An 11,819-nucleotide genomic window follows, 5' to 3' on the forward strand; every position below is an offset into this window, starting at 1 on the left:
GCTGTGGGCGGATACCGCCACCCCTTCGGCGACGAGATCCAGTTGCCTAATGAAAAAAGTGCCGCTCGCCCGTGAAGTACATGGTGACGCCGCGGGCCTTCGCGAGGGCGATGGTCTCCTCGTCACGGACGGATCCGCCGGGCTGGATGATGACCTTCACGCCGGCGTCCATGAGCACCTCGGGGCCGTCGGAGAAGGGGAAGAACGCGTCGGAGGCGGCGATGCTGCCCTCGACGCGGTCGCCCGCGCGTTCGACGGCGAGGCGGCACGAGTCGACCCGGTTGACCTGCCCCATGCCGATGCCGACCGTGGCGGAGGAGCGAGCGAGGACGATCGCGTTCGACTTGACGGCGCGGCACGACTTCCACGCGAAGACGAGGTCGGCGAGCGGGACGTCGGGCTCGTCGCCCGCGACGCGCTCCCAGTTCTTCGCGACCGACTCGAAGTCGTCGTCGGGGAAGAGGTCGGCGTCCTGCAGCAGCAGGCCGCCCGAGACGAGGCGCACGTCCATGCGCTCCTGCCGCCAGTTGGCGGGCAGCTTGAGCACGCGCAGGTTCTTCTTCGCCGAGAACAGCTCGAGCGCGGCGGGTTCGAAGTCGGGCGCGACGATGACCTCGGTGAAGATGTCGCGGAGGTTCTCGGCCATCTTGAGCGTGACGGGACGGTTCGCCGCGATGACGCCGCCGAACGCCGAGAGGGGGTCGCATTCGTGCGCGCGCAGGTGCGCGCTCGCGATGGGGTCGAGCGCCTTGGGGTCGGCGATCGCGAGGCCGCACGGGTTGGCGTGCTTCATGATCGCGACGGCCGGCATCACCATGTCGTAGGCGGCGCGCAGGGCGGCGTCGGCGTCGGTGTAGTTGTTGAACGACATCGGCTTGCCCTGCAGCTGCTCGGCCTGGGCGATGCCGTGCCCGCCGACGCGGGTGTAGATGGCGGCGCGCTGGTGCGCGTTCTCGCCGTAGCGCAGGTCCTCGATCTTGTCGGCCTGCACCGTGAGGTGCTCGGGGAGCTCCGTTCCCCCGCCCATCGTCTCCTCGGCGAACCACTGCGCGACGGCCGTGTCGTAGGCCGCGGTGTGGGCGAAGGCGCGGGCGGCGAGCTGCTTGCGGGTGTCGAGCGTCGTACCGCCGTTCGCGAGGGCGTCGATGATCGTCGGGTACGAGTCGGGGCTCACGGCGATCGCGACGTTGGCGTGGTTCTTCGCCGATGCCCGCACCATCGCGGGGCCGCCGATGTCGATCTGCTCGACGACGTCGTCGCCCTGCGCGCCCGAGGCGACGGTCTCGACGAACGGGTACAGGTTCACGACGACGAGGTCGAAGGGGAGGATGTCGTACTCGGCGAGCTGCGTCTCGTGGTGCTCGAGGCGCAGGTCGGCGAGGAGGCCGCCGTGCACGTTCGGGTGCAGCGTCTTCACGCGCCCGTCGAGCATCTCGGGGATTCCGGTGACGTCGGCGACGTCGGTGACCTCGTGGCCGCCCTCGCGGATCCGGCTCGCCGTCGAGCCCGTCGAGACGATCTCGACGCCTGCATCGGCGAGCGCCTTCGCGAGCGTGAGCAGCTCGGTCTTGTCGCTGACGGACACGAGAGCCCGCGTGATCGGCACCACGTCGCGGTGGCGGTAGAGCGAGGGGTCGTGGCTCGGGCCGGCCATGAGGTCTCCTTGTGCGTGTCGGTGTGGGGGTCTACGAGAGATCGATGTCGCCGGTCGCGATGCGCCGCACGACGTCGATGAGCAGCCGGCGCTCGACGGGCTTGATGCGCGCGTGCAGGGTCGTCTCGGTGTCGCCGGGCTCGATCGCGACGCGCTCCTGCGCGAGGATCGGGCCGGTGTCGATGCCGTCGTCGACCTGGATGATGCTCGCGCCCGTCTGCCCTGCCCCGGAGGCGAGCGCGTCGCGCACGCCGTGCGCCCCGGGGAACTCCGGGAGGTAGGCCGGGTGGGTGTTGATGATCTGCGGCCCGAACTCGGCGACGACGTTCTCGGGCAGCAGGCGCATGAGTCCGCTGAGCACGACGAGGTCGGGCGACCATGCGCGCAGCTGCGTCGCGAGCTCCTCGCCCCAGGTGTCGCGCGACGCGTAGGCACGATAGGGCACCGAGAACGAGGGGATGCCGAAGTCGGCCGCGTGCTGCAGCCCGTCCGCGTCGCGATCGGCGCCGATCGCGACGATGTGGGCGGGGTAGTCCGGCTCGTCGGCCGCATCGAGCAGCGCGCGCAGGTTCGATCCGGCACCCGAGATCAGGACGGCGACGTTCAGCACGCGTCCAGTCTACGCACGGCCCGAGGGAGCCTCCGACGCGGCGGGCTCGTCGTCATCTCCCAGCTCCGCCCAGTCGGCTTCTGTGATCGGCCGGCGCATGGGGGCGAGCAGGAGGATCGCGGCGCCGACGAGCGCCTCGAGCCCGATGGTCAGGGCGACAGGGCCGGGATCCGGCCCGACATCGGCGAGGCGCCCGGGCCCCATCGCCCCGGATGATGCGGCCGCGATGATCGCCGCGGCGGCGCCGGAGCAGACGGCGATGCCCGCCGCGATCGCGACCCGCGGCGAGAAGTGCTCGTGCCCATCGCCGTCGAACGCCCAGTCGTGCGCGTATGCCCGGCGGGCGATCCATCCCGCGAGCGCGCCGAGAGCGACCGGAAGGAGGACGGCGAGCAGCATCCACCCGGATCCGCTCTCGGGCAGCACTCCGAGGATCGGCACGCCGGGCACCACGCCGAGCGAGGTGCCGGATGGCGAGACGGCCGTTCCGGTTCCGAGCGCGAATCCCGGGCCGGCGAACCAGGCCACGCCCCACCCCAGCAGGGTCGGCACATAGGCCAGCTGTGCGAGGGTGAGCGCGGTCGCCCCGACGGCGTCGACCTGCGCCCGCTCGAAGAGGCTGATCATCTCGCCGCCGCGCAGGGCGACGAGCGCCGCGAACAGCAGGGCGGCCGCGCCGACGAGGCCGACGATCACGACGGTCGCGCCCTTCACGACGAGCGCGGGGACCTCGCGCCACGCGGGCCCCCAGCCGTCGAGCATCTCGTGGATGCGATCGATCGCGCCGCCGTCGCCCTCGCCCCATGCCGCGCGGACGATGCCGCCGAGGTGGCCCGCCGCGTAGACGGCGGTCGGCAGGACGATCGCCTGCCAGGTCGAGGCCTCGGCGACGGGGTTCGCGCTCGTGACGGCCACGAGCGCGGAGAATGCGGCGATCGTCAGCACTCCCGCGCCGAATCCGACGAGAGACGCGCCCGAGGCCGCCGCGCGGCGCCCCGATCGGGCGGCGAACAGCAGCGTGAAGGCCGCGAACAGCAGCGGCGCGACGCTCACCCAGAACGCGGATCCGTCGTCCGGGATGCCGAGATCGGCGGCGGTGTCGCCGAGGCCGATGTGCACGGGCACGAGGTGGCCCAGCTGCCAGACCCGCGCGGTCGCGGGCCACAGCGCGTCCCACGCGGCGGCCTCGCGGAAGACGGCGATCCACAGCAGGGTGAACGGCGCGAGCACGGCGGCGAGCCCCACGCACGCGGCGACCAGCGCATCGACGGCGGCGAGGGCGGCGACCAGGACTCGTTGCATAGCCGTTCGAGGCTACCCGGCGCCGACCGAGGATCCCCTCCGGCTCGCGGGAGCTCACCCGCCCGACGTGCTCCGGAAGGTCTGCGTGTTCGAGACCTGCGCGCGCGGGCGGATGATCAGGGTGTCGACGTTCACGTGGTGCGGCCTGGTCACCGTCCAGGCCACCGCGTCCGCGATGTCCTCGGCGACGAGCGGCTCGTACCCCGCGTACACGGCCGCCGCCTTCTCGGCGTCGCCGTCGAAGCGCACGAGGGAGAACTCCGTCGCGGTCGCGCCCGGCGCGATCTCGATCACGCGGATCGGCTCTCCGCCGAGCTCGAGGCGCAGCGTCTTCACCATCTGGCGCTCGGCGTGCTTCGACGCGGTGTATCCGGCGCCGCCCGGATACTCGCCGTGCGCGGCCGTCGACGTGATCGTCACGATGTCCCCGCGCCCCGAGGCGCGCAGCGCCGGCAGCAGCGCCTGCGTGACGCGCAGCGTGCCGAGCACGTTCAGCTCGTACATCGCGCGCCACCTGTCGATGTCGCCCGTGTCCACCGATTCGAGGCCGAAGGCGTTTCCGGCGTTGTTGACGAGGGCGTGCAGCGGCCCGTCGTCGGCGACGGTCGTCGCGAGGGCGGCGACGGATCCCGGATCCGTCTGGTCGGCGACGACGATCTCGCAGCCGGTCTCGGCGGCCAGCTCTTCGAGGCGCTCGCGCCGGCGGGCCGAGGCGACGACCTGCCAGCCGTCGGCCCGCAGCCGCCGCACCGTCGCCGCGCCGATTCCGCTCGACGCCCCGGTGACGAGGGCGCGCAGGGGTGTGTGGGTCATGGTTCCTCCTGTCGTGAGGGAGTTCGTCACAGGGCGCCGAGCGCGGTGTCGAGGGCGATGAGGAACTCGCCCACCTCGGCCTCGCTCACGGTGCACGGCGGGACGACGTGGATGCGGTTCGCGGCCGTGAACGGGATGACCCCGTTCTCGAGCAGGAGCGCCTTCACCCGCGCGACGGCCTCGTCCGGGACCGGTTCGCGCGTCGCGCGGTCGCTCACGAGCTCGACGGCCCAGAAGACTCCGAGCCCGCGGACCTCGCCGATGACGGAGTGTCTCTCGGCGAGGTCTCGGAGCCCCGGCCCGATCGCGACGGATCCGATGCGCCGCGCGTTCTCGACGATGCGCTCCTCGGTCATCGCGTCGAGGGCGGCGACGATCGACGCCGCCGCGAGCGGATGTCCGGAGTAGGTGAGCCCGCCGGGGAAGACCGTCTCGTCGAAGCGGCCCGCGACGTGCGGCGCCGGGAGCACGCCGCCGACCGGCACGTACCCCGAGTTGACTCCCTTCGCGAAGGTGACGAGGTCGGGGACGATCCCCTGCGGGTTCGTCTCGTCGCTGTGCCACGAGAACCACTCCCCCGCGCGGCCGAATCCGGACATCACCTCGTCGACGATCAGCAGGATCCCGTTCGCGTCGCAGACCTCGCGCACGCCGGCGAGGTAGCCCGCGGGCGGGACGAGGACGCCCGCCGTCCCGGGGATGCCCTCGAGGAGGATCGCGGCGATGGAGTCGGCCCCCTCCGCCGCGATGACGCGGCCGAGGTGCTCGAGCGCGCGCTCGCACTCCTGCTCGGGCGAGTCCGCCCAGAACTCGCTCCGATACGCGAAGGGCCCGAAGAAGTGCACGTGGCCGCGGGAGAACTCGTTGGGCACGCGCCGCCAGTCGCCCGTCGCCGCGATCGCCGCCCCGGTGTTCCCGTGGTAGCTGCGGTACTGGCTGAGGATCTTGTCGCGTCCCGTGACGATGCGCGCCATGCGCATCGCGTTCTCGTTGGCATCGGCGCCGCCGTTCGTGAAGAACACCGTGTCGAAGTCGCCGCCGGCCCTGTCGAGGATCCGCCGCGCCGCCTCGCCGCGCGTGAGGTTGACGGTCGCGGGTCCGATCGTCGCGAGCTCGCCCGCCTGCCGCCGGATCGCCTCGACGACGCGCGGGTGCCCGTGGCCGATGTTGACGTTGACGAGCTGGCTCGAGAAGTCGAGGTATTCGCGGCCGTCGTGGTCCCACACCCTGGTGCCGGCCCCGCCCGCGATCACCATCCCGGCGGGCGCTCCCTGGGCCGACCAGGAGTGGAAGACGTGCCGGTCGAGGTCGCGCGCGCGCTGCGCGAGCTCGCTCACGCGCCGCCCTCGGCGAGGTCCACGTCGATCGGCGCGAACTCGAGCCCGTGGACGTCGACACCCTCGGCCTCGAGCTCGTCGAGCGCCTGCTGGACGTAGTCGTTCGTGTAGGCGGACGCGGGCGGCTCCTCGGTGATGAGATGGGCGCCCTGCTCGTTGACGGCGGCCAGCGCCCCGGCGACCGTGCGATCCCATGCCGCCTCGTCGATGTGGCCGATTCCGTTCTCAGCGGGCCAGACGAGCTTGTTGGTCTCGTTCGCCATCCACAGCTCGTGCCCCGCGCCCCAGCTGGAACCGGCCTCGATCGTGATGTCCGCCGCCGCCTCGACGTCGTCGCGCGCGAACGCCCACCCCTTGATGACGGCGCGTAGGAACGCGACAGTCGTCTCGCGGTAGGCCTCGTCGTCGGCGAGCCGATCGCTGTCGGCCCAGATCGCGTCCTGGAGCATCCCACCTGCTGTGCCCTCGTAGGGGATGACCGAGAAGTCGTCCGGCTGGTGAAGCTCGCCCGTGTCGGGATCCACGGTCTCGAGCAGCATGGCGTACTCGTTGTACGTCATCGCCTGCGCGGCGTCGATGTCGCCGGAGAGGAAGGCGTTCATATCGAAGCTCTGCGTGATGACGTCGACGGTCGACGCGTCCAGGCCCTCCGCGGCCATCGCCGCGAAGATCTCCCACTCGTTGCCGAAACCCCAGGAGCCGATGCTCTTCCCCTCGAAGTCGGACACCGAGTCGATACCCGCGTCCGCCCACGCGACCTGCAGCGTGCCCGAGCGCTGGAAGATCTGCGCGACGTTCGTGACGGCCGCGCCCTGTTCGATGGATCCGAGCACCTTGGGGACCCAGGCGACGGCGTAGTCGACGTCGCCGCTCACGAGCGCGTCCTGTGGGACGATGTCGCCGCCCGACTCGATGATCTCGACCTCGAGCCCCTCCTCCTCGAAGAAGCCCTGATCCTGCGCCGCGAAGTACCCGGCGAACTGCGCCTGCGGCAGCCACTGCAGCTGGAGGGAGATGGGCGTGAGCCCGTCGGCGTCCGGTGCGTCGTCGACCGAGGAGCATCCGGCGAGCGCGAGGGCGGCGGCAGCCCCCGTCGCCGTGATGGCCGTCAGGCGGCCCGTGGTGCTGTTCATGTTCGGTGTTCCCCTTCGTGTGAGCGATTCGATGTTCAGCGGTGTCCGAGGCGGGCGTTCACGCCGCGCTCGATCACCGAGGTGGCGGCGTAGAACAGCACGCCGAGCAGGATCGCGCCGAACACGAACGCCCAGCTGCGGGCATACGCGCTCTGCGCGGCGTAGGTCGAGATCAGGCCGCCGAGCCCGCCCCGCGGCCCGCCGAAGTACTCGGCCACGAGTGCGGAGATCACGGCGAGCGAGCTCGCGACGCGGATTCCCGTGACCACGTGGGGCGTGGCCGTGGGGAGCGTCACGGCGCGGAACGTCTGCCATCCCGATGCGGCGCACGCGCGCATGAGGTCGCGGTGCACGGGCGCCGTCTGGCGCAGCCCGCGCAGCGTCCCGAGGAAGACGGGCGTGAAGGTCGCGATCCCCGCGATCATCTGCCGTCCGGTCTGGCTGTCAGCCCCGAACATCGTGTTGAGAACGGGGGCGAGAGCCACGATGGGCACGACGGCGAGGGCCGCGACGATCGGGGCGAGCATGCCGTCGATCGGCCGCGTGCTCGCGGCGACGGCGGCGAGTGCGATCGCGACGACGGATCCCGCGACGAGGCCCACGAGGGTGTTGACGCCCGTCACGCCGGCGCCCTCCACGATCGCCGGGAGGAACGCGGCGAACTCCGCGGCGATCGCCGCCGGGCTCGGCAGCGCGTATCCGTCGACGACGCCGGCCGTGACGGCCGACTGCCACACGGCGAGGCCCGCGACGCCGAGCGCGACGGGCCAGACGACCGGCCACCATCCCGACGCCGTCCGGCGCACACCCGCACCCGCCGCCGTGGTCATCGCGTCTCCACTCCGCGCGCCGCGATCTCGCCGCCGTGCAACGATTCTCGGACGGCCGTGATCATGTCGAAGTAGCCGCGATCCTCACGCAGGGCGTCGGCGCGATGCGCCGTGTCGACGAGATCCATCGAGACGATCTCGCTGATGCGCCCCGGCCGAGGCGACATCACGACGACGCGGTCGGAGAGGTACACCGCCTCCGGGATCGAATGGGTGACGAAGACGACCGCCGCGCCCGTCTCGGCGCGGATCCGCAGCAGGTCAGACTGCATCTTCTCGCGGGTCATCTCGTCGAGCGCGCCGAACGGCTCGTCCATCAGCAGCAGCCGCGGCTTCTCGGCGAGCGATCGGGCGATCGCGACGCGCTGCTGCATGCCTCCGGAGAGCTGATCCGGGAAGCGGTCGGCGAACTCGGCCAGGCCGACCATCTCAAGCAGCTCGGCGACGCGCTCGTCCCGGCGGCGCCGGCCGATCCCGTGCACCTGCAGCGGGAGCCCGACGTTCGCGGCGACGGTGCGCCACGGCAGCAGGCCCGCCTGCTGGAAGGCGATGCCGTAGTCCTGGTCGATGCGCGCCGCCGCGGCGGGCTTGCCGAAGACCTCGACGGATCCGCTGCTCGCCCGGTCGAGGTCGGCGATCAGGCGGAGCAGCGTCGACTTGCCGCATCCCGACGGGCCGATGAGCGAGACGAACTCGCCGGGAGCGACGTCGAGATCCACGCCGCTCAGCGCGTGCACGCGCCCGTCCTTCGCGTCGAAGATGCGGTCGACGCCGCGCACGGCGACGGCGGGAGCGAGGTCGTTCATGCGGATGCCTCCACGCGTCGGAAGTCCTTCAGGATCCCGCCGGCCGCCGCGACGGTCGCGGCGGCGACGAGCCCCAGCACGATGGCGCCGAATACCGGCGCCCACGCCTTGGGCGGGTCCGAGGAGGCCTGACCCGCGAACTGGATGACGAGGCGACCGAGCCCGCCCCGCATGCCCGTGGAGACCTCGGCGACGACGGTGCCGACGATGGCGCCCGCCGCCGCGAGCCGGAGCGCCGTGAGCAGGTGCGGGACGGCGGCGGGGAGGCGCAGTCGCAGGAGGGTCCCCCACCACCCCACGCCGTAGGTGCGCATCAGCTCGACATGGATCCGGTCGGGCGCGTCGAATCCTGACAGCGCGCCGACCGCGACGGGGAAGAACGCGAGATAGCTCGCGATGACGGCGACGCTCATCTCGTCCGTCCATCCCGCCTGCGCGCCGATCGACCTGACGAGGGGCGCGAATGCGATGAGGGGGACGGTCTGGCTCAGCACGATCCACGGCAGGAGCGACATGCGGGCGATCGGCGAGGCGAGCATCGCGATCGCGAAGGCCACCCCCACGGCGAGACCCACGAGCAGCCCCACCGCCGCGATCCCGAGGGTCGTCGCCGACGCCTGCGCGATGACGAGCCACAGCGGCTCCGCGCGCGACGACGCCGTCTCGGATCCGATGAGGCGCGCGATCATGTCCCACACGTGCGGCATCGCGAGGTCGGTGGCGCGCGGCAGGACCCGCACCGCCCCGATCGTGACCCCGTCGGCGGGGCCGAGCAGCCGGACGGCCTCCCACAGCAGGGCGACGGCGGCGAAGCCCGCGATGCCCCAGGCGATCATCCGCCTGCGCGCCGCGGCCGGCGCGCTCACGAGGTCGCCCTCACGCTCTCGCGCATCGCCGGGATGATCGTCTCGCCGTACACGCGCAGCGTCTCCTCCTTGGCATCGTGCTGGAGATAGCCGGCGAACTGGTCGACGCCGATCTCACGCAGCCGCTCGAGCTTCTCGAGGTGCTGCGCGGGTGTGCCGAGCATGCAGAACCGGTCGACGATCTCGTCCGGGACGAAGTCGACGTGGTCGTTGCCGGCCCGGCCGTGCGAGTTGTAGTCATAGCCCGTGCGCCCCGCGATGTAGTCGGTCAGCGCCTGCGGCACGGATCCCGATGATCCGTACTTCGCGACGATGTCGGCGACGTGGTTGCCGACCATGCCGCCGAACCAGCGGGTCTGGTCGCGCATGTGCTCCCAGTCGTCGCCGACGTAGAAGGGCGCCGCGACGCAGAAGGTGATGCTGTCCGGGTCGCGGCCGGCGCGCTCCGCGGCCTCGCGGACCGTCCCGATCATCCACCGGGCGATGTCGACGTCCGCGAGCTGCAGGATGTAGCCGTCCGCCACCTCGCCCGTGAGCTGCAGCGCGCGCGGGCCGTATGCCGCGACCCACATCTCGAGCTCGCTGCCCGTCGACCACGGGAAGCGGATCGTCGATCCGTGCCGTTCGACTGCGCGCGAGTTCGCGAGCTCGCGGATCACGTGCACGGCCTCGCGCAGCTCTTTCAGTGTCGACGGGCGTCCCTGCAAGGTGCGCACCGCGCTGTCGCCTCGCCCGATCCCGCACACCGTGCGGTTGCCGAACATGTCGTTGAGCGTCGCGTACAGCGACGCCGTGACCGTCCAGTCGCGCGTCGCCGGGTTCGTCACGAACGGCCCGACCTTCACCTTCCGCGTCGCCGCGAGGATCTGGCTGTACACGACATACGGCTCCTGCCAGAGCAGGTGCGAGTCGAAGGTCCACACGTGGCTGAACCCGTGGTTCTCCGCCCGCACGGCCAGGTCGACGACGCGCGACGCGGGCGGATCGTTCTGCAGCACGACTCCGAAGTCCATGTTCTCTCCCTCAGCTCAGGTACTGGCTCAGACCGCGCTTGATGTAGCGCCCGTGACCGGCTCGGCCGATGTACCCCGACTCGTCGACGACGACCGTCCCGCGGGAGAGCACGACGTCGACGTGTCCGTCGATCTCGAATCCCTCCCACGCGGAGTAGTCGATGTTCATGTGATGCGCTCCCCCGACGCCGATCGACGTGTGCCCGTTCGGGTCGTAGACGACGATGTCGGCGTCGGCCCCGGGCTGGATCACGCCCTTCCGCCCGTACATCCCGAACATGCGCGCGGGCGTCGTGGAGGTGATCTCCACCCACCTCTCGAGCGTGATCCGGCCGTCGACGACCCCCTGGTACATGAGGTCCATGCGGTTCTCCACGCTCCCCATCCCGTTGGGGATCTTCGCGAAGCTGTCGCGGCCGAGCTCCTTCTGCTCCTTCATGCAGAACGGGCAGTGGTCGGTCGAGACCATCTGGATGTCGTTCGTGCGCAGGCTCTGCCACATCGCGTCCTGGTGGCCGTGCGCGTGCGACCGGAGCGGCGTCGAGCACACGTACTTGGCGCCCTCGAACTCACCCCATTCCTCGCTCCGCGCGGCGAGATGCTCCTCGAGCGAGAGGTACAGGTACTGGGGGCACGTCTCGCCGAACACGTTCATCCCGCGGTCGCGCGCCGCCGCGATCTGCTCGACGGCCTGCTTCGCGGACACGTGCACGACGTACAGCGGCGCGCCCGTGAGGTCCGCGATCGAGATGACCCGGTGCGTGGCCTCCTCCTCCGTCTGCCACGGCCGCGTGAGGCCGTGCCACTCCGGCGAGGTCCGACCGGCCTCGAGCGCCTGCTCCTGCAGGACGTCGATGATGGAGCCGTTCTCGGCGTGCATCATCATCATCGCGCCGTTCTCGGCGCCCTTCTGGAAGGCCCGGAAGATCTGCCCGTCGTCGGAGAGGAACACTCCCTTGTAGGCGGTGAAGAGCTTGAAGCTCGTCACGCCCTCGGCCACGAGCTCGTCCATGGCCGTGAGCGAGGACGGCTGCACATCGGAGAGGATCTGGTGGAATCCGTAGTCGATCGCGCATGCGCCGGCGGCCTTCTCCTGCCACAGCGCGTGCTGGTCGAGGATGTTCTGATCGGGGTACTGCACGACGAAGTCGACGATGCTCGTCGTGCCGCCCCAGGCGGCCGCGCGGGTCCCGGTCTCGAAGGTGTCGGATGCGAACGTGCCCCCGAACGGCATCTCCATGTGGGTGTGCGCGTCGATCCCGCCCGGGATGACATACTTCCCGGTCGCGTCGATGACGTGATCGACGGCGCGCGTCAGATCGGATCCGAGCAGCTGCGATCCGGGCTCGAGGACCGCCGCGATCGTCTCGCCGTCGACGAGGACGTCGGCGAGACCGCGACCCGTCGCGCTGACGAGAGTCCCGCCCGTGATGAGTGTCGTTGTCATGGGGGTTC

11 protein-coding genes are annotated in these 11,819 nt (G+C 71.2%); all 11 read right to left on the reverse strand.

Going from position 1 to position 11,819, the window contains the following annotated elements:
• Positions 1-46 precede the first annotated feature (46 nt).
• The 11 genes from purH to hydA are packed head-to-tail and all read right to left on the reverse strand — an operon-like array spanning position 47 to position 11,811.
• Positions 47-1,654 carry a bifunctional phosphoribosylaminoimidazolecarboxamide formyltransferase/IMP cyclohydrolase gene (gene purH / locus GB932_RS10085; RefSeq protein ID WP_156760563.1) on the reverse strand — a complete coding sequence of 536 codons (1,608 nt, stop codon included), beginning with the start codon at positions 1,652-1,654 and terminating at the stop codon, positions 47-49.
• A 31-nt stretch (positions 1,655-1,685) separates the two neighbouring features.
• Positions 1,686-2,264, reverse strand: a complete 579-nt coding sequence (purN, locus tag GB932_RS10090; RefSeq protein ID WP_156760564.1) for a phosphoribosylglycinamide formyltransferase — start codon at positions 2,262-2,264, stop codon at positions 1,686-1,688.
• Between the two features lie 9 nt (positions 2,265-2,273).
• Entirely contained in the window at positions 2,274-3,566 is a 1,293-nt protein-coding gene (locus GB932_RS10095; protein ID WP_156760565.1) for a cell division protein PerM, read from the reverse strand.
• A 54-nt stretch (positions 3,567-3,620) separates the two neighbouring features.
• Complete coding sequence (locus GB932_RS10100; protein WP_156760566.1) at positions 3,621-4,379, reverse strand: SDR family oxidoreductase; 759 nt, start codon at positions 4,377-4,379, stop codon at positions 3,621-3,623.
• A 26-nt stretch (positions 4,380-4,405) separates the two neighbouring features.
• Positions 4,406-5,716 (reverse strand): aspartate aminotransferase family protein, encoded by a 1,311-nt coding sequence (locus tag GB932_RS10105; protein WP_156760567.1) that lies wholly within the window; start codon positions 5,714-5,716, stop codon positions 4,406-4,408.
• Positions 5,713-6,849, reverse strand: a complete 1,137-nt coding sequence (locus tag GB932_RS10110; protein ID WP_156760568.1) for an ABC transporter substrate-binding protein — start codon at positions 6,847-6,849, stop codon at positions 5,713-5,715. The genes GB932_RS10105 and GB932_RS10110 overlap by 4 nt, the downstream gene beginning before the upstream one ends.
• 35 nt (positions 6,850-6,884) lie before the next feature.
• Positions 6,885-7,679, reverse strand: coding sequence for an ABC transporter permease (locus GB932_RS10115; protein WP_156760569.1), 795 nt, complete (start codon positions 7,677-7,679; stop codon positions 6,885-6,887).
• Complete coding sequence (locus tag GB932_RS10120; RefSeq protein WP_156760570.1) at positions 7,676-8,485, reverse strand: ABC transporter ATP-binding protein; 810 nt, start codon at positions 8,483-8,485, stop codon at positions 7,676-7,678. The genes GB932_RS10115 and GB932_RS10120 overlap by 4 nt, the downstream gene beginning before the upstream one ends.
• Positions 8,482-9,351 (reverse strand): ABC transporter permease, encoded by an 870-nt coding sequence (locus GB932_RS10125; RefSeq protein ID WP_231916111.1) that lies wholly within the window; start codon positions 9,349-9,351, stop codon positions 8,482-8,484. The genes GB932_RS10120 and GB932_RS10125 overlap by 4 nt, the downstream gene beginning before the upstream one ends.
• Positions 9,348-10,364 (reverse strand): TIGR03842 family LLM class F420-dependent oxidoreductase, encoded by a 1,017-nt coding sequence (locus GB932_RS10130; RefSeq protein WP_156760571.1) that lies wholly within the window; start codon positions 10,362-10,364, stop codon positions 9,348-9,350. Before GB932_RS10130 ends, GB932_RS10125 begins: the two co-directional genes overlap by 4 nt.
• Before the next feature lie 10 nt (positions 10,365-10,374).
• Complete coding sequence (hydA, locus tag GB932_RS10135) at positions 10,375-11,811, reverse strand: dihydropyrimidinase (RefSeq protein WP_156760572.1); 1,437 nt, start codon at positions 11,809-11,811, stop codon at positions 10,375-10,377.
• Between the last annotated feature and the right edge of the window lie 8 nt (positions 11,812-11,819).

Origin of the sequence: Microbacterium karelineae (genome assembly GCF_009745985.1) — a bacterium.
GTDB lineage: Bacteria > Actinomycetota > Actinomycetes > Actinomycetales > Microbacteriaceae > Microbacterium > Microbacterium karelineae.